General features: G+C 70.7%; 23 protein-coding genes and 1 riboswitch. Of the genes, 17 read left to right on the top strand and 6 right to left on the bottom strand.

The genetic code is table 11. The features are described from left to right. A partial coding sequence (locus tag PD653B2_RS24925) for an HNH endonuclease signature motif containing protein (protein WP_165763450.1) occupies nucleotides 1-319 on the top strand: 319 nt, incomplete at its 5' end. Nucleotides 320-611: 292 nt separating this feature from the next. Beyond that, nucleotides 612-1,454 carry an SDR family NAD(P)-dependent oxidoreductase gene (locus PD653B2_RS12160; RefSeq protein ID WP_085872641.1) on the top strand — a complete coding sequence of 281 codons (843 nt, stop codon included), beginning with the start codon at nucleotides 612-614 and terminating at the stop codon, nucleotides 1,452-1,454. 24 nt (nucleotides 1,455-1,478) lie between these two features. Here PD653B2_RS12160 and PD653B2_RS12155 read toward each other — a convergent pair whose 3' ends face one another. From PD653B2_RS12155 to PD653B2_RS12140, 4 genes are read right to left on the bottom strand one after another with little or no spacing between them, the layout of a single operon-like run. Next, nucleotides 1,479-2,372, bottom strand: coding sequence for a Ku protein (locus tag PD653B2_RS12155; protein ID WP_085872640.1), 894 nt, complete (start codon nucleotides 2,370-2,372; stop codon nucleotides 1,479-1,481). A gap of 45 nt (nucleotides 2,373-2,417) precedes the next feature. Further along, entirely contained in the window at nucleotides 2,418-3,320 is a 903-nt protein-coding gene (locus tag PD653B2_RS12150) for an SDR family oxidoreductase (protein ID WP_085872639.1), read from the bottom strand. 10 nt (nucleotides 3,321-3,330) lie between these two features. Beyond that, the gene (locus tag PD653B2_RS12145) at nucleotides 3,331-4,284 is read right to left on the bottom strand and encodes a bile acid:sodium symporter family protein (protein WP_085872638.1); all 954 of its coding nucleotides are present in this window, start codon (nucleotides 4,282-4,284) and stop codon (nucleotides 3,331-3,333) included. Then, a complete protein-coding gene (locus tag PD653B2_RS12140; RefSeq protein ID WP_207559366.1) occupies nucleotides 4,281-5,615 on the bottom strand; it encodes a flavin-containing monooxygenase in 1,335 nt (444 codons plus the stop codon). Before PD653B2_RS12140 ends, PD653B2_RS12145 begins: the two co-directional genes overlap by 4 nt. An 18-nt stretch (nucleotides 5,616-5,633) precedes the next feature. On the opposite strand from PD653B2_RS12140, the gene PD653B2_RS12135 reads away from it, so the two are divergent. From PD653B2_RS12135 to PD653B2_RS12090, 10 genes are all read left to right on the top strand, one after another. Further along, nucleotides 5,634-6,563 carry an ATP-dependent DNA ligase gene (locus tag PD653B2_RS12135; protein ID WP_085872636.1) on the top strand — a complete coding sequence of 310 codons (930 nt, stop codon included), beginning with the start codon at nucleotides 5,634-5,636 and terminating at the stop codon, nucleotides 6,561-6,563. Next, nucleotides 6,560-7,276, top strand: coding sequence for a L,D-transpeptidase family protein (locus PD653B2_RS12130; RefSeq protein WP_085872635.1), 717 nt, complete (start codon nucleotides 6,560-6,562; stop codon nucleotides 7,274-7,276). The genes PD653B2_RS12135 and PD653B2_RS12130 overlap by 4 nt, the downstream gene beginning before the upstream one ends. Next, nucleotides 7,276-8,193, top strand: coding sequence for a non-homologous end-joining DNA ligase (gene ligD, locus PD653B2_RS12125; RefSeq protein WP_085872634.1), 918 nt, complete (start codon nucleotides 7,276-7,278; stop codon nucleotides 8,191-8,193). The genes PD653B2_RS12130 and ligD overlap by 1 nt, the downstream gene beginning before the upstream one ends. A 155-nt stretch (nucleotides 8,194-8,348) precedes the next feature. Further along, on the top strand, nucleotides 8,349-8,891 hold the full coding sequence (locus tag PD653B2_RS12120) for a hypothetical protein (RefSeq protein ID WP_085872633.1): 543 nt from the start codon (nucleotides 8,349-8,351) through the stop codon (nucleotides 8,889-8,891). Between the two features lie 247 nt (nucleotides 8,892-9,138). Next, complete coding sequence (locus PD653B2_RS12115) at nucleotides 9,139-9,735, top strand: signal peptidase I (RefSeq protein WP_085872632.1); 597 nt, start codon at nucleotides 9,139-9,141, stop codon at nucleotides 9,733-9,735. Between the two features lie 37 nt (nucleotides 9,736-9,772). Then, on the top strand, nucleotides 9,773-10,468 hold the full coding sequence (locus tag PD653B2_RS12110; RefSeq protein WP_242665255.1) for a response regulator transcription factor: 696 nt from the start codon (nucleotides 9,773-9,775) through the stop codon (nucleotides 10,466-10,468). Then, a complete protein-coding gene (locus PD653B2_RS12105; protein ID WP_085872631.1) occupies nucleotides 10,461-11,672 on the top strand; it encodes a sensor histidine kinase in 1,212 nt (403 codons plus the stop codon). Before PD653B2_RS12110 ends, PD653B2_RS12105 begins: the two co-directional genes overlap by 8 nt. A 12-nt stretch (nucleotides 11,673-11,684) precedes the next feature. Further along, the gene (locus PD653B2_RS12100; RefSeq protein ID WP_085872630.1) at nucleotides 11,685-12,461 is read left to right on the top strand and encodes an HAD-IIA family hydrolase; all 777 of its coding nucleotides are present in this window, start codon (nucleotides 11,685-11,687) and stop codon (nucleotides 12,459-12,461) included. A gap of 280 nt (nucleotides 12,462-12,741) precedes the next feature. Continuing rightward, nucleotides 12,742-12,891, top strand: a riboswitch (cyclic di-AMP (ydaO/yuaA leader). Nucleotides 12,892-12,894: 3 nt separating this feature from the next. Next, complete coding sequence (locus tag PD653B2_RS12095) at nucleotides 12,895-13,464, top strand: C40 family peptidase (protein ID WP_085872629.1); 570 nt, start codon at nucleotides 12,895-12,897, stop codon at nucleotides 13,462-13,464. Nucleotides 13,465-13,501: 37 nt separating this feature from the next. Continuing rightward, on the top strand, nucleotides 13,502-13,927 hold the full coding sequence (locus PD653B2_RS12090) for a TY-Chap domain-containing protein (RefSeq protein ID WP_085872628.1): 426 nt from the start codon (nucleotides 13,502-13,504) through the stop codon (nucleotides 13,925-13,927). A gap of 160 nt (nucleotides 13,928-14,087) precedes the next feature. Here PD653B2_RS12090 and PD653B2_RS12085 read toward each other — a convergent pair whose 3' ends face one another. Continuing rightward, nucleotides 14,088-15,542, bottom strand: a complete 1,455-nt coding sequence (locus PD653B2_RS12085) for a glycoside hydrolase family 6 protein (RefSeq protein ID WP_085872627.1) — start codon at nucleotides 15,540-15,542, stop codon at nucleotides 14,088-14,090. Nucleotides 15,543-15,622: 80 nt separating this feature from the next. Between PD653B2_RS12085 and PD653B2_RS12080 the strand changes: the two genes are divergently transcribed. Continuing rightward, a complete protein-coding gene (locus PD653B2_RS12080; protein WP_085872626.1) occupies nucleotides 15,623-15,844 on the top strand; it encodes a putative signal transducing protein in 222 nt (73 codons plus the stop codon). A 32-nt stretch (nucleotides 15,845-15,876) separates the two neighbouring features. On the opposite strand, the gene PD653B2_RS12075 is transcribed toward PD653B2_RS12080, so the two are convergent. Continuing rightward, complete coding sequence (locus tag PD653B2_RS12075) at nucleotides 15,877-16,104, bottom strand: DUF2188 domain-containing protein (RefSeq protein WP_085872625.1); 228 nt, start codon at nucleotides 16,102-16,104, stop codon at nucleotides 15,877-15,879. A gap of 129 nt (nucleotides 16,105-16,233) precedes the next feature. Between PD653B2_RS12075 and PD653B2_RS12070 the strand changes: the two genes are divergently transcribed. The 4 genes from PD653B2_RS12070 (at nucleotide 16,234) to PD653B2_RS12055 (ending at nucleotide 21,120) form a co-directional block, all read left to right on the top strand. Then, nucleotides 16,234-16,692, top strand: coding sequence for a Fur family transcriptional regulator (locus tag PD653B2_RS12070; RefSeq protein ID WP_085872624.1), 459 nt, complete (start codon nucleotides 16,234-16,236; stop codon nucleotides 16,690-16,692). Next, entirely contained in the window at nucleotides 16,689-18,959 is a 2,271-nt protein-coding gene (gene katG / locus PD653B2_RS12065) for a catalase/peroxidase HPI (protein ID WP_085872623.1), read from the top strand. Before PD653B2_RS12070 ends, katG begins: the two co-directional genes overlap by 4 nt. Before the next feature lie 278 nt (nucleotides 18,960-19,237). After that, a complete protein-coding gene (locus PD653B2_RS12060) occupies nucleotides 19,238-19,585 on the top strand; it encodes a cupin domain-containing protein (protein ID WP_207559365.1) in 348 nt (115 codons plus the stop codon). A gap of 62 nt (nucleotides 19,586-19,647) precedes the next feature. After that, on the top strand, nucleotides 19,648-21,120 hold the full coding sequence (locus tag PD653B2_RS12055; protein WP_089503954.1) for an NAD-dependent succinate-semialdehyde dehydrogenase: 1,473 nt from the start codon (nucleotides 19,648-19,650) through the stop codon (nucleotides 21,118-21,120). Nucleotides 21,121-21,126: the final 6 nt, after the last annotated feature.

Here is a 21,126-nt window from a genome sequence, read left to right as displayed (position 1 = left end):
CGACCTCAACGAACACCGCTGGAACCAGGGCCACGACCCCACCCCACTGCTGCGCGAACAGGTGAACCTCACCCACCCCACCTGCGTGTTCCCGCACTGCACCCGACCATCCAGGTCCTGCGACGCCGACCACATCATCGACTACGACTCCGGCGGACCCACCTGCTCCTGCAACCTCGCCCCCCTGTGCCGCCACCACCACCGGCACAAGACCCACGGCGGCTGGACCTACCAACGCACCACAGCCCGCATCTTCCGCTGGACCAGCCCCCACGGCCACGTCCACGTCAACGACCTCACCCACCAACGACATACCTGACCACCCGACCCCGCCGGCCACTGCCCGCGGGGCCATCGGCACGCCCGGCCGACCGCGCTCACGTGCCGGCCACGTGCCACGGGTCGGTGCAGCCGCAGTCCAGGACGAGGGCTTCGTCGGTCGGCCGCGGCTCGGGGCACTGCGGGCGCACGCCCCACAGTCGGTCGATCCAGGACAACCTGGCGACCTTCGCTGCATGTCCGCACCGGGGACACCGGTCCATCCCGCCACGGTAGCCGCCGGTGCGCGGCGAGGCACAGAGCCCTCCTGAGCCCCACCGTAGGCTCGCGGCATGAGCGATCAGACGATGGCGGGCCGCACGGTGCTGGTGACCGGAGCAAGCGATGGCATCGGGGCCGAGGCGGCCAAGGTGCTGGCCGCGCGGGGTGCGACGGTGCACGTGACCGGACGCTCCGCCGACAAGCTGGCACCTGTCGCCGAGGCGGTCGGCACCGAACCCCTCGTCGCCGACTTCTCGCGCCTCGACGACGTCCGGCGCCTCGCCGACCAGGTCGGCGAGCGCGTGGAGACGCTCGACCTCCTGATGAACAACGCCGGAGGCACCTTCGCGCCGTCGAAGCGGACCCCCGACGGCCACGAGCCCAACTTCCAGGTCAACCACCTGGCGCCGTTCCTGCTGACCCACCTGCTCCGCCCGAAGCTCGCTGCGGCGGGCGCGTCGCTGGTCGTCAACACCTCCAGCATCGCCAACCTGATGGGCAAGATCGTGCTCGACGACCTCGACTACGAGCACCGCCGGGCGATCGAGTTCCCGGCCTACGGCACCGGCAAGCTGATGAACATCGTCTTCACCCGCGGCATCGCCCAGCGGTGGCCCGAGGACGGCGTCGTCTCGGTCGCCGTCCACCCCGGCCCGGTGGGGAGCTCGTTCGGACGCGACTCGTGGCTCGTCGGCCTCCTCTACCGCTCGCCGCTCAAGCGGTTCGCGACGATCAGCGTGACCGACGGGGCGGCGCCGCTGATCGCCCTGGCGGAGCGTGGACCCGACCCCGAGATCAACGGTCGGTACTTCAGCCGCTTCAAGGCCGACGGCCGCGAGAACAAGCAGGCCGGCGACCAGTCGGTCATCGACGGTCTGTGGGAGCGGTCGGCAGCCCTGGCCGGGCTGACCTGAGCGGGCGGGCGCTCGTCGACCGGGTCAGCTCGCCTTCTTCGCCGCGGCCTTCTTCGCGGTCGACTTCTTGGCGGCCGCCTTCTTGGCGGGGGCCTTCTTCGCGGCCTTCTTGGCCGTCTTCTTCGCCGCAGGCTTCTCGTCCTCGCCGCGCGCGGTCTTGGCGGCGTCGACGGAGCGCTGCAGCGCAGCGAGCAGGTCGACCACCTCACCCGACGACTTGGTCGAGGTGGCGGTGCGCTTGACCTCGCCGCCCTCGATCTTGGTCTTGACCAGCGACTCGACCGCCTCCGCGTAGTCGTCCTCGAACTCCTCCGGGTCGAAGTCGCCGGCGAGCGTCTCGATCAGCATGTTGGCCATCTTGACCTCGGCGGGCTTCACGTCACCGGTGTCGACAGAGAAGTCGGGCTTGCGGATCTCGTCGGGCCACATCATCGTCTGCAGCACGATCACGTCGTCGCGCACGCGGAGCACCGCGACGGACGTGCGCTGGCGCAGCGCGACGGTCACGACCGCCATCCGGTCGGAGTCGACCAGGGCCTGGCGGAGCAGGCCGTACGGCTTGGCGCCGGCCTTCTCGGGCTCGAGGTAGTAGGCCTTCTCGAAGAGCATCGGGTCGATCTGGTCGGACGGCACGAACTTCTCGACCGAGATCTCCCGCGACGAGGTCGACGGCAGCTCCGCCAGGTCGTCGTCGGTGAGGATGACCATCTCGCCGTCCTCGGTCTCATAACCCTTGGCGATGTCGGCGTATGCGACCTCCTCGCCGTCGATCGAGCAGACCCGCTGGTACTTGATCCGCCCACCGTCCTTGGCGTGCACCTGCCGGAACGACACGTCGTGGGACTCGGTCGCGGAGTAGAGCTTGACGGGCACACTGACCAGCCCGAACGACACCGCGCCCTTCCAGATAGCACGCATGGGGGAAGCCTCTCTGGTAGCCAACAGCCTCACTAGTATCCGGTCTCAGGACTTCCTACGCATCCGCCACTCATCGAAAGCCTGCCGAGAGGTCCGCGTCGGGGTGTAGCCGAAGACCGTCTTGAGCCGTTCGTTGAGCAGGACCGGGCGGTAGCGGAGGAACATCGTCTGCTCCGGTCCGTACGGCGTGAGCCCGAGCCGGGACCCGATCGCGAGCGCGGTCCGCAGCACGGCCTCCGGGACCGTCAGCACCGGCTTGCCGAGCAGCTCGGCGATCTCCGAGATCGTCAGCGCGCCGTCGCCCGCGACGTTGAAGACGCCGGTCACCGGCCCGGTCACGGCCTGCTCGATGATCGCGACGACATCGGTGTCCCAGATGAACACGAACGGCGACTCCGAGCCGCGGATCCTCAGCAGCCGCTTGCGCTCGAACAGGGCGGTGATCTGGTTGTCGACGGTCGCTCCCAAGATGGTGCCGATCCTCAGCACCACCTGCTCCAGCGAGGGGTAGGACGACAGCATCTCCTCGACCAGCCGCTTGTGGTGGCTGTAGGCGAAGACCTCGTTGCCGCGCACCGGCTGGTCCTCGGTGATCCACGCGGGGTTGTCGGGGTGGTAGCCGTACGCCGCGCCGCTCGACGACACCACGATGCGCCGTACGCCGTGGGCGACGCACGCGTCGAGCACGTGCCGCGTGCCGTCGACGTCCACGGCACGCTCGAGCTCGCGGGTGGAGCCCGGCCCGGGTGTCACGATCGAGGCGAGGTGCACGACGACCTCCGGCTCCGCCGCACCGATCACCGCCTCGACCGCCGCGGGCGACGTCACGTCCATGACGACCGCCGGCGGGCGCAGGTCGGCGCTCACGACCTCGTGACCGGCTGCCGTGAGGCCGGCGACGACCGACCGGCCGAGGAACCCGCTTCCGCCGGTGACCAGCACCTTCATGGGCAGACCTTCACGCGGCCACCGGCTCCGCGACCGCGGCGGTCCGGTGCTTCCAGAGGGTCGCGACGACCAGGCCGGTGAGGATGTCGTAGAGGCCCCACCAGGCCGCCACCAGCGCCATCCCGCCCAGGCCGTCGAAGTAGGCGAAGACCAGGAGCAGCCCCAGGCCGGTGTTGCGGACGCCGACCTCGAACGTCATCGCCTTCTGGCTCCGGCCCGGGAGCCTGGTGAGCCGCGCGATGCCGTAGCCCAGCAACAGGGCGAGCGCGTTCTGGAGGGCGACCGCCAGCAGGACGATGGTGATGTAGTCGCGGAAGATACCGGCGTTCGCCACGAACGCCAAGACGATGATCGCGAAGAGCAGCACGAACGACACCGGCCCGACGATCTTGTGCGCGCGCGACCCGACCCGCGGCCAGAGCCGGTTGATGGCGATGCCGGCGACGAACGGCAGCCCGATCACCAGCGCCACCTCCCCGAAGGTCTCCAGCGGGTCGAGGTCGACGGAGCGCAGCAGGTCGTCGCCGGCGGGGGAGAGCCCACCCCAGAACGCCAGGTTGACCGGCAGCATAAAGATCGTGAGCACGTTGCTGACCGCGGTCATCGACACCGACAGTGCGACGTCGCCGCCGGCCCGGTGGGTGAGGATGTTGGAGATGTTCCCGGGTGGGCAGCAGGCCACCAGGATCATGCCGAGCGCGACCGACCCACGCACGTCGAGCACGATCGTGAGCAGCAGCGTGATGGCCGGGAGGAGCACGAACTGCGCGACCACCCCGATGAGGATCGGCACCGGCCGGCGCAGCACCGCGGTGAAGTCCTCGAGCCTGGTGTCGAGCGCGACGCCGAAGAGGATCATCGCGATCACGATCTTCAGCAGCGTCAGCGAGCCGGAGTCGAAGTCCAGCTCGATGTCGTCGATGTCGGCGACGAGGGCCGTCACCTGCGCGAGCAGCACCGTCATGCGCTCTCTCCTGGTCCCTGCCCGAGCCGTCCGATCTCTGATCGCACAGCATGGCGGTACGCGTCCTTGTTGACGTAGTACGACATCCGTTCCAGCCCCAGGTAGTGGTACCCGCCGGACAGGTCCGGCCGGGGGCCCGCCGCCCGCCCGTCGAGGGCGTCGGCGGCTCCCGGGTTCGTGCGCCGCGCCCGCAGGTACGACGCGACCAGCTCGGCCTGCTCGTAGCGCCCCTGCCACCCGATCCCGGACGCCTCGATCATGCCGAGCACGAAGAGGTTCGGGTCGGCCGGCGAGAAGATGTTGAGGTAGAGGTCCGGGGCGCTCCCGCGGCCCGCCCAGCGCAGCAGCTCGGGGTCGAGGAACGGGTAGTGCAGGTGGTAGCCGGTCGCCAGCACGATCAGGTCGTACGCCTGGCTGCTTCCATCGACGAAGTCGACGTCCCCTCCGGCGAACCGGCGAACATCCGGTCTGACGGCCAGGTCGCCGTGGCCGAGGTGGTGGAGGATCAGGGTGTTCACGATCGGGTGCGACTCGTAGATCTTGTAGTCGGGTGCCGGGAAGCCGAACTTCACCGGGTCGCCCGTGAACATCTTCAGCACCCGGCTGTCGATCGCCTGCTTGATCCGCGGCGGCAGCGGCCGGCCCTGGTTGAGCGTGTCCGCCGGCTTGCCGAAGAGGTACTTCGGCACGAAGTAGTAGCCGCGGCGCACCGAGATGTCGACCGACGCCGCGTGGTGGACCGCGTCGACCGCGATGTCGCAGCCGGAGTTGCCCGCACCGATGATCAGCACCCGTTTGCCGGCGAAGACCGACGGCGACTTGTAGGCGCTGGTGTGGATGACCTCGCCGTCGAACGAGCCCTCGAAGGTCGGCACCGACGGCTCGCTGAGCGTCCCGTTGGCGACCAGCACCCCCGCGTGCCGCTCCTCCCGGCGCCCGCCCGGCCCGTCGCTGACCACCACCCAACCGCCGTCCTCGGGACGTGCCTCGACCACCTCGGTGCCGAAGGAGAACCCGTCGGCGAGGTCGTACGTCGACGCGAAGTCGCGGAAGTAGGAGAGCAGCTCGCGGTGCGACGGGTAGTCGGCGACCTCGTCGCCCATCGGGAACTCGGTGAACTCCGTGGTCCGCTTCGACGAGATCAGGTGCGCCGACTCGTAGACGGTGCTCAGCGGGCCCTCGATGTCCCACAGCCCACCGACGCCGGCAGCCAGCTCGTAGCCCACCCACGGGATGCCGAAACGCTGCAGGTTGCGGGCCGCGGCCAGGCCCGAGGGGCCGGCACCGATCACGGCGTACGGCGGATTGTCGAGCGGACCGGTCGAGTTCACGGAAGGCATGATGTCGCCATGCGTCCGATGCTGGCTACCCGAGGCACCCACGTGCCGCCCGGCGACGCATGGACGCACGAGGTGAAGTGGGACGGCGTCCGCGCGCTGACCGACGTCTCTCGTGGCTCGGCGGCCGGCACCCTGCGGATGACCAGCCGCAACGAGAACGTCATCACCGTCGCCTGGCCCGAGCTGTCGACCAGCCCGCTCGGCGACCGGGACCTGCTCGTCGACGGCGAGATCATCGCGCTCAACGAGCGCGGACTGCCCGACTTCCGCACCCTGCAGGAGCGGATGCACGCGCGCAACGCCCGCACGGTCGCCAGGCTCGCCGAGACGGTCCCCGCGATCTACATGGTCTTCGACCTGCTGCGCCTCGACGGGCGGGACCTCACCGCCGAGCCGCTCGAGAAGCGCCGCGAGCTGCTCGCCGGCCTGGAGATCGACGGGTCCTGGCAGGTCCCGGCCTCCTACGACGACGGCGCGATGCTCTTCGACGCCACCCTCGAGCAGGGTCTCGAGGGCATCGTGAGCAAGCGGCGCACGTCGCGCTACACCTTCGGCGAGCGCACCCCCCACTGGTTGAAGTTCGCGCACCGGCACCGGCTGTCGTACGTCGTCGGCGGCTGGCGGCCGCAGGAGGGCACGACCGACCGGCTCGCGGCGCTGCTCGTGGGGGAGCCGACCCCCGAGGGGCTCCTCTACCGCGGCCGGGTGGGCAGCGGCATCGGACCGAAGCAGAGCCGGGCCCTCACCGACCTCGTCGCGGACCTGGGCCGCGCCGACAGCCCGTTCGCCGACGAGGTGCCGCGGGTCGACGCCGCCGGCACCCGCTGGCTCGAGCCGGTGCTGGTCGTCGACATCGACACGCACGGGCGTGGGTACTCCCGGCTCAGGCAGCCGTCCTACCAGGGCGTCCGCGCCGACCTCACTCCGGAGGACCTGTGAAGAAGCTCCTGCTGGCCCTCGCGGCGCTCGTGCTGTTGCCCGTCCCGGCCGACGCGCACCCCGCGACCCCCCAGCGGGCCGCTGCCGCGCCGCAGCACGTCCGCCTCGACGGGGTCGACGTCCGGCTCCGCGACGGCACCACCCAGGTCGTCACCGCCAACCACACCACCGGCTACCGCGCCCGGATCACCTGGTGGGTGCTGCGCGGCGGCCGCTGGCAGCAGCAGATGCAGGCTGCCGACGGCCGGATCGGGTACGGCGGCCTGGTCGTCGGCCGTCGTCGCCACCAGGGCACCGGCACCACCCCGCTCGGCACCTACGACCTGCCCTCGGCCTTCGGCACCCACCCGCGCAGCGACTCGTGGGAGATCGCCTACCGGAAGATCCGGCGCGGCGACTTCTGGGTCGAGGACAACGGTTCGGCCCACTACAACCGCTACCGCAACCAGCGCCAGGGCGGCTTCCGGTGGCGGCTGCCGGTCAGCGACCCCAACGGCTCGGAGCGCCTCACCGACTACCCGACGCAGTACGAGTGGTCGATCGTCACCAGCTTCAACCTCCAGCAGGTCCGCCACCGCGGCGCCGGGATCTTCCTGCACGTCAACGGCTCCGGCGCGACGGCCGGGTGCGTGAGCGCGCCCGCCTGGTTCATCAGGTCGCTGATGGGCCGGCTCGACCCGGACCGGCGCCCCGTGATCGCGATCGGCCGCTGATGGCCGACAAGTTCGAGAGGGAGGAGATCCACGTCGACGTCGAGGGTCGCACCCTCAAGATCAGCAACCTCCACAAGGTGCTCTACCCGCGCACCGGCACCACCAAGGGCGAGGTCCTCAACTACTACGCCCAGATCGCGCCGGTCCTGCTCCCGCATCTGAAGGACCGCTGCGTCACCCGGATCCGCTGGCCGCACGGCGTCCAGGACGGGAGCTTCTTCGAGAAGAACGCCCCCTCGGGCACGCCGTCCTGGGTGCGCACCGCGAAGGTCCCGACCACCGGCAGCCGCGCCCAGTCGACCAGTGACACGCTGGTCTTCCCGATCGTCGACGACCTCGCCACGCTCACCTGGCTGGTCAACCTGGCCGCCCTCGAGCTGCACGTCCACCAGTGGACGGTCGGTCGCAACGGACAGCCGCGCAACGCCGACCGGCTGGTCATCGACCTCGACCCGGGGGAGCCCGCGGGTCTGCACGAGTGCTGCCAGGTGGCCCTGCTGGTGCGCGACAAGCTCGCCGAGCGTGGCCTCGACGCCAAGCCGGTGACCAGCGGCAGCAAGGGGCTGCACCTGTACTCCGACCTGCCGAAGCGGCTGCCGCCCGACGAGTCGACCGCGCTCGCCAAGGAGGTCGCCGAGGAGCTCCAGGCCGAGCAGCCGAAGCTCGTCACCGCGACGATGACCAAGGCCCGGCGCTCCGGGAAGGTCTTCCTCGACTGGTCGCAGAACGCCGGCTCGAAGACCACGATCTCGCCGTACTCCCTGCGCGGTCGCGAACTGCCCACGGCGGCGACTCCCGTGACGTGGGACGAGGTGGCAGCGGGCGCCGAGGACCCGTTGGGGCTGGGGCAGTTCCGCTTCGAGGAGGTCCTGCAGCGGGTCGCCGACCACGGTGACCTCTTCGCGCACCCCTCGTGAGGGGCCGCGAGCAGCCGAAGAGCAACGAGATCCCGGTGACACCTCCGTCATCTGTTACCAAACGGTGGTCGTGGTGTGGAGATCGTGTGGGTCTGGCGTGGCAGCCGCGCTCCTAACTTGTAACTCGTAGCACCAAGAGTTCCTGGGGGAATGCCATGACCATCACGACGACCGCCGCCACGGCGAGCACCGCGAGGAGCACCGCCAGGAAGTTCCTGCTTCCGGTGGGCAGCGTCGTCGGCGCCGGCGTGCTGGCGATGGTCATGGGAGTCCCCTGGACCAGCGCCAGCGAAGGGTCCTCCGGGATCCGGCTGCTGGCCGACGACAACCAGGGCGCGACGTTGACCATCAGCAAGGTCGAGCCCGGGGAGTCTGTGTCTCGCAGCGTGACCATCCGCAACTCGGGTGGTCAGCAGTCGAGGCTCTCGTTCCAGGAGACGGGTGACCCGTCGCCGTTCGCCGACGGAGAGCTGCACCTGGTCATCGACCAGGACGGCACGAAGCTGTACGACGGCGACTTCGCGGCGATGAGTGACATCGCCCAGGACGTGGGCACGCTCGACGCCGGTGGGTCGAGCACGTTCACGTTCACGGTGTCGCTGCCGGACGACGCGCCGTTCGCCAACCAGGGCGACCCGGCGACGGTGTCCTACACCTGGGTCAACTCGAACACCGGATCGACAGGTTCGTGGGAATGAGGCACGACCCCGGGTCGTGACCATGTCCCGCAGGGGATGACGATCGCCGCCCGCGCCTCTGGGGGGGAGCGCGGACGGTGATCGCCAGACCCGCGTAGAGCGGAGGGCTCGATCGGCGTATCTGGGGGGAACGCCGAGCGGTTCACCGACACGGAGATGACCGGCTCGTCCGGTGCTGTTGGGGGAGCACCGGACGAGCGGTCACTATGCTCACCAGTTCTCGGAACTCTCGGAAAGTCACCCGCCCATGGAGATCAGCACCTCCCCGCACCGCCCGGCGCCGACGCCGTGGGGGCGCTTGTTGGTGCTCGTGGTCATCCTCGGCCCGGTCACGGTCCTCGTCCTACTGCCCATCGGGCTGGGGCTCGAGCGCTACGTGTTGTCGGGCGACTCCATGGACGGCGGGATCAGCCGGGGCTCGGTCGTCTTCGAGCGGGCGGTGCCCGTCGGCGACCTGCGGGTCGGTGACGTGATCACCTACCGCGCCCCCGCGTCCTCGGGCACCGAAGGCCTGATCACCCACCGGATCGTGGACATCGGGCCCGACGGGATCCGGACCCAGGGCGACGCCAACCCGACCCGGGACCCCTGGACGCTGCGCCCGGACCAACCCACGGTGCCGCGCGTCGTGTTCGCGCTGCCGTGGGTGGGCTACGCCTATCCGGTGATCCTGCACGCCCACACGTGGCTGCTGCTGTTCTGCTCGCTCGCCATCCTCGGCGTCCTGCTCTCGAGCGAGATGGTGCGCCGTAGGCGGGCCGATCCGGCCACCCCTGACGTTCCCGAGCGGGTCGGTGAGCCGGCCGCCTGCGGCGGCACGCGGAGGACCAACAGTGGGGACTAGCGCCGAGCGCGGGTCCGCGGGCCCTATGCTCGCTCCCATGGCGCAACGAGTTCTGGTCGTCGAGGACGAGGAGGACATCGCATTTCCTCTGGTCCGGACACTGGAACGCGAGGGGTACGACGTCACCTGGGTGGACAGTGGCCAGAAGGCCCTGGACACCCTCGCGTCGTCTCCCGAGCTGGTCATCCTCGACCTGGGACTCCCGGACATCGACGGCCTCGAGGTCTGCCGTCGCGCTCGGGAGGCCGGATTCGAGGGGGCGATCATGATCGTCACCGCCCGTGCCGGGGAGCTCGACCGTGTGGTCGGCCTCGACTACGGCGCTGACGACTACCTGGCCAAGCCCTTCGGCCTGGCCGAGCTGCAGGCGCGCGTGCGCGCCTTGTTGCGCCGTACCTCCGCCACGACGACCACCGCGGTCGACGACAGCAGGCCCGACGGCCTGCGGATCGATGTGGACGCTCGCCGGGTGTACGCCGGCGAGGAGGAGGTCCCGCTCACCGGCAAGGAGTTCGAGGTCTTGAACATCCTGGCCGCCAACCGGGACAAGGTGGTCTCCCGCGGTCGGCTGATGGCCGACGTGTGGGACGAGAACTGGTACGGCTCGACCAAGACGCTCGACGTCACGATCGGTCGGTTGCGCCAGAAGCTCGAGAGCGTGGGCGTGACGGATCGAGTTGTTGCCGTTCGAGGTGTGGGTTTCCGCCTCGAGGGCGGCAGCTCAGATGCGTGAACGTCTCACCCTGGCCTTCGTCGTCCTGACCATCCTCCTGCTCCTGGGAGCCGGCGGGGTCCGCACGTTCGTGCTGCGCGACCTGATCCGTGAGCAGGAGGCGGCCCACCTCACCCAGGCGGTGGACCTGATCAGCGCGATCGTCGCCGACCGCGAGGCCTCCGGCGGGGCGGTCAACCAGAAGTTCCTCGACTCCCTGGTCGGCGACGACACCCGGCTGGAGTACGACCGCGAAGGGAGCGACCCCGTCGTCGCGCACGGCGCTGACTACCAGGGCAGCGACGACCCCACCGAGGACCTGTCGGTGTCCAGCACCGTCGAGGGCGCCACGGTCACGCTCAGCCAGTCCCCCGAGATCATCGGGGTGATCATCGGCCGCGACGTGGGCTCGATCGCGGCCCTGTTCCTGCTCATCGCGGTGGTGGCCGGCGTCGCGGGCTTCCTCATCGCCTCCGCCCTCTCCTCGCCGTTCCAGCGGCTGGCGGTCGCCGCCGGCGCGCTCGGGCGCGGCCGTTTCGACCTCGAGCTGCCGCGCACCCGGATCCCCGAGGCGCGCGCCATCTCGACCGCGCTCCGCACCAGCGCCCTCCAGCTGGAGGACCGCGTCCATCGTGAGCGCGACTTCGCCGAGCACGCCTCCCACGTCCTGCGGACCCCGCTCACCGGCCTGCGGCTCGAGCTCGAGGACCTGACCCTGCGCGACGACGTACCCGACGACGTGAAGGAGGCCGCCGCACGCAGCCTGGCCAGCGTGCAGGAGGTCGCCACGGTCGCCGGCGAGCTCGTGGAGATGACCCGGCGCGGCAGCCTGGTGGCCGGGTCCGAGCTGCCGCTCGTCGACCTCGCGACCCAGCTCGCCCAGCGCTGGGCCGATCGGCTCGGGGTGCGCAACCGGACCTTGACCGCGGCGGCCGAGGGCGACCTGTCCCTGACCTACACGCCCGGCCCGGTCGAGCACGTGACCGACCTGCTGCTGGCCGACGTCGTACGCCGTGGCACCGGTGAGGTGCGCATCGTCTTCCACGGCGAGGAGGGCGGACACCTCCGGATCGACGTCGAGTGCGCCGGCCGCTCCACGAAGCGTCAGGAGGGTGAGCCGCTCGACCGGGTCTCCCAGGTCCGCACCACCGTCGAGGCCCTCGGTGGCCGGGTGACGGGCGACCACCCCGCCGACGGCATCCAGGTCCTGTTGCCCCGCCGCTGACACAATGGCGCGATGACGCGCCCCGTGGAGACCTGGCTGACCGACATGGACGGCGTCCTCGTCCACGAGGAGGTGCCGATCCCGGGGGCACAGGAGTTCATCGAGAAGCTCAAGACCTCCGGCCGGCAGTTCCTGGTCCTCACGAACAACTCGATCTTCACGCCGCGCGACCTCCGGGCCCGGCTGCTCGGCAGCGGCATCGACGTCCCCGAGGACGCCATCTGGACGTCCGCGCTGGCCACCGCCCAGTTCCTCGACGACCAGCGGCCGCGTGGGACGGCGTACGTCGTCGGCGAGGCGGGCCTGACCACGGCGCTGCACGACATCGGCTACGTGATGACCGACCGCGACCCCGACTACGTCGTGCTGGGGGAGACCCGCACCTACTCGTTCGAGGCGATCACCCGGGCGATCCGGCTGGTCGCCGGCGGGGCCCGCTTCATCGCCACGAACCCCGACGTGAGCGGGCCCAGCCAGCACGGCATGCTGCCGGCCACCGGGTCGGTCGCGGCGCTGATCAGCACCGCCACCGGTCGGCAGCCGTACTTCATCGGCAAGCCCAACCCGCTCATGATGCGCAGCGCCCTCAACCGGCTCGAGGCGCACTCGGAGACCACGGTGATGGTCGGGGACCGGATGGACACCGACATCATCAGCGGCCTGGAGGCCGGGCTGCGCACGATCCTGGTCACCACCGGCTCGACCCGCCGCGACCAGGTCGAGACGTTCCCCTACCGCCCGACCCGCGTCGTGGACTCCGTCGCGGACCTGCTCGAGCTCGTCGACTGAGCAACCGGACGGCCACGTCGGGCAGGTCGTAGCGGTGCTCGCGACCGCCGCCAGGGCACGTCCCGGGCGGTCCACGACCCCCCGGAACGTGTGACGTTCGTCCACTTCGACGACGATTTCACGCGGGGAGTGTGGCCTGTGCCACGCAATCCGTTGGGCGCCGACTCGTGGTCGCGTGTTTTCTCTGGTTACGGTCGTCGGCGTTTGCATCAGCACAACCGGTCCACGGGCACGCCGAGTCCTGCCCGCCCGAGGCCCGGCCACTGAGCTCGACCTGGTCGACTCAACGACACTCAACGGGCAGGAGTGGGGGAACCACACGTTCTCCGCGGTCCTCGGACCGCTCGGGGTGAAGCCGCCGCACGGTGGCCGGGCACCTTCCTTCGCCCGAACCCGACAGCTCACCTCACAGGCGTGGGAAGGAACCACGCACATGTTCACTGCTCTGCCCTCGATCGTCCGAGTGTCCGGCCGCACCGGACTCCGGGTCGCCTTCAGCGGCGCGCTCGCCCTCGGGCTCCTCACCTCGGCGCCGACCGCCGACGCCCACGCCACGACCGGCTTCTCGCCGGCCGGGGAGCACCACCGGCACGCCCACCACCAGAAGCAGCCGCCGGCGTCGCCGTCCGCCAAGCGGATCGGCCACGCCATCAGCGTCGCGATGGCCCAGAAGGGCGACCCCTACGCGTACGGCGCGGCGGGCCCCGGCTCGTTCGACTGCTCGGGCCTGACGTACTACAGCTACCGCAAGGCGGGCTTCAAGCACATCCCGCGGACGTCGTCCGCGCAGGCCCACTTCGCCCAGCGCATCAAGCGCAGCGCCATGAAGCGCGGCGACCTGATCTTCTTCTACGACGGCGGCGGGGTCTACCACGTCGGCGTGTACGCCGGCTTCAACCACGGGCACCGCTGGGTGCTGCACGCTCCGTACTCCGGCACCCGCGTGCGCACCGACAAGCTCTGGACCGACCGGTGGTTCCCGGGCACGCTGCGCTTCCGCTGAGCCGTTTCACGGCTCCCCGATCGGGCAGGACTCGGCCATGACCTTCGACGACCTGGGCCGCGAGCTGACCGCCCGTCTGGAAGCGCTCCCCGAAGGCGCCTTCCTGACGCTCGGTGAGCCGGCCGAGGTCCCGGAGAAGCACGGTCTCCTGCGCCGGCGTGCCCGGCCCGCGCCCGGGCGCTACGTGCAGTTCCGTCGTGACCCGGGCTGGCTCTACGGCGAGTGCGTGGGGTCCACGATCTTCGGCGGCGACCTGGAGATCGGCGAGGCCGACCACGAGCGGCTCCGCGCGCTGGGCTGGCTCGCCCCCGGCGACCCGGACCCCGCCGGCACGCGCCCGTCCTACCCGCACTACTGGTGCACGCTCGAGGGCGGGCGCGCCGCCGACCTCGCGGGGATGGGCGTGGGTGCGCTCGAGGTGCTGGGTGCCGACCCCGGCGCGCTGACCTGGGTCGAGGGTTAGCCGGCCGGCTCGGCGTCGGCGCCGTCCCGGATCGACGCGATCTGCTGGAGATCGGCGGGGTCGACTGCGAGTGCGGTCGGACTGCTCATGGGGAGAGGGACACCCGCCCGGGACGAGTCGATCGGCCGACTTCCGGGGCGCCACGCGCGCCCCGCGGTGCCTACGGCGTGCCGGTGAAGTACGGCGAGAACGTCCACGTCCTCATCAGCAGCGACGCGAAGTCGCGGCTGAACGTCATCCCGCCCGCGCCCTGGTTGGGCAGCCACGGGCGGCTGACCCAGAGGTAGGCGTCGACGTACTGGGCGGCGACCTGGTCCACCGCCGGCGAGAGACCCCACGCGGCGTTGTCGACGTCGGTGGTCGGTGGAACGCCGAGGGCCGTGCACGGCTCGCCCTGGTGCTTCTTGGTGCACGGGTCGATCTCGCCGGGCATCGTGTAGTCCGACCCGGGCGGGTTGATCTCGGCCCCGGCGAAGGGCTGGCCGTTGTCGGAGGTGTCCAGCACGGCGTGCTTGCCGGTGATGCCCATCTTCCCGAGCGCCTGGGAGACCTCCTTGGCGAAGAGGATCTCGCGGTCGAGGTAGTTCTTGTGCGAGACGTTGAGCGAGAAGCCGCGGGCGTACTTCACGCCGCTGAGCTTGAGGAACTTCGCGACCGGCTTGACGTCGCCGCGCACCCAGTCCTCCGAGCCCATGTCGACGTACACCGTGGTGTTCGGCAGCGCCGAGAGCGTCTTCGACGTCCAGGCGAGCATCCGGGCGGGCAGCAGCGCCTCCTTGCGGCCGAGCTTCTGCACGAAGGCGTCGTAGGCCTTCTTGGCGAAGTAGCCGTCGGGCTGGAGCACGACCGCGACCCGGTTGCTGCCGATGCCCTGGGCCATCGCGTTGACGTACTTCTTGTACGCCGCCTGCTCGGCCGGGGTGGGCAGCCGCTTGTCGATCCTGGCCTCGCCTTCCCACGGGAACATCCGGAAGAGGGTCAGGATCGTCAGCTTGGTGGGGTCGCCGGCCTGGGCGTCCTCGATGTACTGCTCGGTCTTGGCCCGCGCGTCGCCGTCGGCGATCCAGCGACCGAAGAACTTCGCCTTGTGGATCATCGCGATCGGCGCGAGCCTGTCGCGGTCGGCCTGCCCGAGCTTGTTCCAGCCGTTCACGGCCGGGTCCTGGAAGCCGGTGTAGACGCCCCACTCGACGCCGGCCAGCGGGTTGGACGGGTTGGCCGACTGCACCGTGGTGACCGGCGCGATGTACATCGTCTGCTCGGTGTCGGCCTCCTTGCCGGTGACCACGCCGAGGGTCGCGCGCACGGCGACGTCGTACGTGTGCCCGACGGTGAGCCCGCTGTCGATCGTGTACGACGTGCCGACGATCGGCACCGGGTCGCCGCCGACGACCACGCCGTCGAGGAGGACCTCGTAGGCCAGGCCCGCCGGGACCCCGGTCGTCGGGGCGCTCCACGTCACCCGGATCGCCTGCTGGCCTCCCACCACGGTCGTGTGGAGGTCCCGCGGCGGCCCGGGTGCGGGCGGCGCCGCTCGCACCGCGGTCGCCGTTGCCGGGACGGCCAGCAGGAGAGTTGCGACCAGGACGAGGACCGCCGGGTGCCGAGAGCGCATGAGTCGAGCGTAAGCGCGGTTCTGCGGTCTGGGGCCGCTTCGCGACCATTGACCTGCGCCTGGTGTGCGACGCTGGACCCATGTCGGAACGCACCGTGGTTGCCCGCGTCGGCTCCACCGTCGAGGCCCAGCTCATCGCGGGCATGCTCGACTCGTACGGCATCGAGGCCATCGTCTCGGCCGACGACGGCGGCGGCACCGAGCCCCAGTGGCAGCTGACCTCGGGCGTGCGCGTGCTGGTCGCCGAGGGCGATGCGCCCGAGGCCGAGCGGCTCATCGCGGAGGCGGAGGCCTCCTCCTAGCTCGGCGGACCCGGCCGCACCGCGGGCGGGTGTCAGCCGGGGATCTCGTCGCTCCCGCGGGCGTACCGGTTCCGTTCCTCGACCGTGCCGTCCGCACCCCGGATCACGTGCGCGACCCCGCGGATGCGGGCCTCGCTGCGAGCGACCTCGACCGCAGCCTCGCGGGTGCGGTACTCCCCGGGCAGCGGCTCGGCGGTCCGCCCGACGCGGTTGCGCCACACGTCGTCCTGGCAGAACGTCTCCACCACCGCGCCCACCATGTCGGTCCCTCTCCCTGATGCCGAGGTGGTCCGAGCCCACCTGCCCTGCCTCCCTCGTACCCGAAGCCGACCGACCCATGCGGCCCGCCAAACTTGATTCGATCCAGTCTCGTCCCCTAGGCTCGGGGCATGCGGACGCCGGACTTCGAGAGTCAGCTGCGCTCGGCCTCGCTCCGGGTGACCAGGCCGCGGCTGGCGGTCCTGGCCGCCCTGCACGACCACCCCCACGTCGACACCGACGCCGTCATCGGACACGTGCGCGCCGACCTCGGCGGCGTCTCCCACCAGGCCGTCTACGACGTGCTGCGGGCCCTCACCGACGCCGGCCTCGTGCGCCGCATCCAGCCCGCCGGCGCGATCGCGCGCTACGAGACCCGGGTCGGCGACAACCACCACCACGTGGTCTGTCGCTCGTGCGGTGCGATCGCCGATGTCGACTGCGCCGTCGGCCACACCCCCTGCCTGACCGCCTCCGACGACCACGGCTTCGTGGTCGACGAGGCGGAGGTCGTCTACTGGGGCACCTGCCCCGACTGCGCGACCGACCCCATCCCCTCGATGAACCCCCGTCCGGAAGGAAGCAGATGAGCGACACCCAGGACAACGGACCCACGAGCCCGCAGGGCGTGGACCGCAAGGCGGAGGCCGGCTGCCCCGTGGCGCACGACTCCGCGGCTGCCCACGGCAGCGAGAGCGAGAACCCGGCGATCGACTCGCCCACCGCGAAGCCCGGACGGCCCCACACCAACCAGGACTGGTGGCCCAACCAGCTCGACCTGTCGGTGCTGCACACGCACTCGTCGAAGGGCAACCCCCTGGCCCCCGACTTCAAGTACTCCGAGGAGTTCAAGAAGCTCGACCTCGCCGAGCTGCGCCGCGACATCGTCGAGGTGCTCAACAGCTCGCAGGACTGGTGGCCGGCCGACTTCGGCCACTACGGCGGCCTCTTCGTCCGGATGAGCTGGCACGCCGCCGGCACCTACCGGATCTACGACGGGCGCGGTGGCGCCGGTGACGGCGGCCAGCGGTTCGCCCCGCTCAACAGCTGGCCCGACAACGCCAACCTCGACAAGGCCCGCCGCCTGCTGTGGCCGGTCAAGCAGAAGCACGGCCAGAAGGTCTCGTGGGCCGACCTGCTCGTCTACGCCGGCAACGTGGCGCTCGAGGACATGGGCTTCTCGACGTTCGGCTTCGGCTTCGGCCGCGAGGACGTGTGGGAGCCCGAGGAGATCTTCTGGGGACCGGAGGACACCTGGCTCGGCGACGAGCGGTACGCCGGCGAGCGCGACCTCGAGGAGAGCCTCGGCGCCGTCCAGATGGGCCTCATCTACGTCAACCCCGAGGGCCCCAACGGCAACCCCGACCCGCTCGCCTCGGCCCGCGACATCCGCGACACGTTCGCCCGGATGGCGATGAACGACGAGGAGACCGTCGCCCTCATCGCCGGCGGCCACACCTTCGGCAAGACCCACGGTGCCGGCGACCCCGATCTCGTCGGTCCCGAGCCCGAGGCGGCCCCGATCGAGGACCAGGGCCTCGGCTGGAAGAGCTCCTTCGGCTCCGGCAAGGGCGCCGACGCGATCACCTCCGGCCTCGAGGTCACCTGGACCACGACGCCGACCCGGTGGAGCAACGACTTCTTCAAGCTCCTCTTCGGCTACGAGTGGGAGCTGACCAAGAGCCCGGCCGGCGCGTTCCAGTGGGTCGCGAAGGACGCCGAGGACATCATCCCCGGCCCGACCGCCGACTCGCCGAAGCGCAAGCCGACCATGCTCACCAGCGACCTCGCGCTGCGCTTCGACCCGGAGTACGAGAAGATCTCGCGCCGGTTCCTGGAGAACCCCAACGAGTTCGCGCTGGCCTTCGGCAAGGCCTGGTACAAGCTGCTGCACCGTGACATGGGTCCGGTGGAGCGCTTCCTCGGCCCCTGGGTCCCCGAGCCGCAGCTGTGGCAGGACCCGGTGCCGGCCGTCGAGGGCGAGCTGATCGGCGACGCCGACGTCGCCACCCTCAAGGCGAAGGTCCTCGACTCGGGGCTCTCCGTCTCCGAACTGGTCACCACCGCCTGGGCGTCGGCCGCGACCTTCCGCGCCACCGACAAGCGCGGCGGCGCCAACGGTGCCCGCATCCGCCTCGAGCCGCAGCGCGGCTGGGCGGTCAACGAGCCCGAGCAGCTGGCGAGCGTCCTCGAGAAGCTCGAGGGCATCCAGGCCGAGTTCAACGCTGCCGGCGGCGCCCAGGTCTCGCTCGCCGACCTGATCGTGCTCGCGGGCTCGGCCGCGGTCGAGAAGGCCGCGAAGGACGCGGGCGTCGACGTGACCGTGCCGTTCCACGCCGGCCGCACCGACGCCACCCAGGAGCAGACCGACGTCCACTCCTTCCGGGTCCTCGAGCCGCGGGCCGACGGCTTCCGCAACTACCTGCGGGCCGGCGAGAAGCAGCAGCCCGAGAAGCTGCTCCTCGAGCGCGCCTACCTGCTGGGCCTCACGGCTCCGCAGATGACGGTGCTGGTCGGCGGTCTGCGTGCCCTCGGCACCAACGTCGGCGGCGCCCAGCACGGCGTGCTCACCGACCGGACCGGCGTCTTGTCGAACGACTTCTTCGCCAACCTGCTCTCCCCGGGCATGGTGTGGAAGGCGTCGGAGTCGGAGGAGAACGTCTACGAGATCCGCGACCTCGCCAGCGGCGACGTGAAGTGGACCGCCACCGCGGTGGACCTGGTCTTCGGCGCCAACTCGCAGCTGCGGGCGCTCGCCGAGGTGTACGCCAGCGGCGACGCCCAGGAGAAGTTCGTCCGTGACTTCGTCGCGGCCTGGACCCACGTCATGGAGCTCGACCGGTTCGACCTCGACTGACTCCTGCCTCACGCCACGAGCCCGGTCGACCTGCAAGGGTCGGCCGGGCTCGTGTCGTTGCGAGCCTTCCGGGCGAGCGTCCGCCAGCACGCTTCCGCGGCGAAGCGTGCCGCCTGACGCTGTACTGCCGGATGAGATGGCGGTCCAATCTCATCACGCTGGCTAGTGCCGGCTGCTGATTTCGCCTCCTAGGATCCTCCACGGGGATGGCCAGGCAACCGACCATCCTGGAGCCGGTGTGCACGCGCGGCACACCCGAGACCCAAGGAGACACCCCCGTGAACACCGCTCACTTCGACGACGTGGCCTGGCCCGAAGCAGAGCCCATTGCCGACGAGCGCGTCGTGTCCGGCTCTCCGCAGGCCAACACGGTGGTGCTGTACAAGGACGAGCACAGCGAGCTGGGCCTCTGGCAGATCTCGCCCGGCGAGTTCACGACGGTTCACCAGGGCTACGTCGAGTCCGTGACGATCGCGTCGGGTCGGGGCCGCCTGGTCCACGACGACGGGACCGTCATCGAGCTCGGTCCCGGCTCCGTCGCCGTGCTCGAGGAGGGCTGGGCCGGTCGCTGGGTGGTCGAGGAGACCATCGTGAAGTCCTACGCCGTCATCACCGTCGGCGCCTGATCCGTCCCCCTTCGCGCCCTTCGCCCGCGACGGCGCCCAGCCAGCTCTGGAGTGATTCGCCCATGCCTGCCGTGACCCCCGCCGTCGAGTCGGCGTTGCTCGACGCCCTGCCGACCGGGCTGTTCATCGGTGGTGCGTGGACCGCCGCAGCCGACCAGGCGACGTTCCCCGTGTGCGACCCTGCCACCGGCCTCGTCCTGGCCGAGGTGGCTGACGCCGGCGTGTCGGACGCCCTGGCCGCCCTCGACGCCGCGGACGCGGCCGCCGCCGGTTGGGCCGCTACCAGCCCCCGCGAGCGCTCCCGGGTGTTGCGCACGGTCTTCGAGCTGCTGCACGAAAGGGCGGACCAGGTCGCCCTGCTGATGACCCTCGAGATGGGCAAGCCGCTGGCCGAGGCGCGTGGCGAGGTCGGGTACGGCGGCGAGTTCCTGCGGTGGTTCTCCGAGGAGGCCGTCCGGATCAACGGTCGCTACGGCCGCAACCCCGAGGGGACGGGGCAGATGGTCGTCTCGCAGCGCCCGGTGGGCCCCTGCTACCTGATCACGCCGTGGAACTTCCCGCTGGCCATGGCCACCCGCAAGATCGCGCCGGCGTTGGCGGCGGGATGCACGGTGGTGCTGAAGCCGGCGGACCTCACGCCGTTGACCACGTTGGTCCTGGCGGCCCTGTTCGAGGAGGCAGGCTTGCCGCCCGGCGTCCTCAACGTCGTCACCACCCTGCAGGCGCCGGCGGTCTCGGAGGCGCTGATGACCGACCGCCGCCTGCGCAAGGTCAGCTTCACCGGCTCCACCAGGGTGGGGAAGGTGCTGATGCGACAGGCGGCCGACAACGTCCTGCGCACGTCGATGGAGCTCGGCGGCAACGCGCCGTTCCTGGTCTTCGAGGATGCCGACCTGACCAAGGCGGTGGAGGGCGCCCTGCAGGCGAAGTTCCGCAACATCGGCCAGGCGTGCACGGCGGCCAACAGGTTCCTGGTCCACCGGTCCGTGGCCGACGAGTTCACCGCGCGCCTCGCCGAGCGGGTTGCTGCGCTGCGGATCGGCCGCGGCACGGACCCGGAGGTGGAGGTGGGTCCGCTCATCCATGCCGACGCGGCCCGCAGGGTCGACGCGCTCGTGCACGACGCCGTCGCCCGGGGCGCCGAGATCGTGACCGGGGGTTCGCCAGGCGAGGGCGAGGGCGCGTTCTATCGGCCCACGGTCCTGCGAGGCGTGCCGCTCGGCTGCGAGATCCTGGCCGAGGAGATCTTCGGTCCGGTGGTCACGATCGTCGAGTTCGACGACGAGGACGAGGCCGTGCGCCTGGCCAACGACACCGAGTACGGGCTGGTCAGCTACGTCTTCACCGAGAGCCTCTCCCGCGGTACGCGGATGATCGACCGGCTGGAGACGGGGATGATGGGGCTCAACGTCGGGATCTTGTCCAACGCGGCCGCGCCCTTCGGTGGCGTCAAGCACTCGGGAATCGGCCGGGAGGGTGGCGCCGAGGGAATCGAGGAGTACCTCGCCTCCAAGTACACCCTGATCCCCGGCTGATGAGGG

The organism is Nocardioides sp. PD653-B2, assembly GCF_002117935.1.
In the GTDB taxonomy this organism is placed as follows: Bacteria; Actinomycetota; Actinomycetes; order Propionibacteriales; family Nocardioidaceae; genus Nocardioides.
Note: the sequence above shows the minus strand (reverse complement) of the source record. Positions and strands in the feature narration are given on the sequence as shown.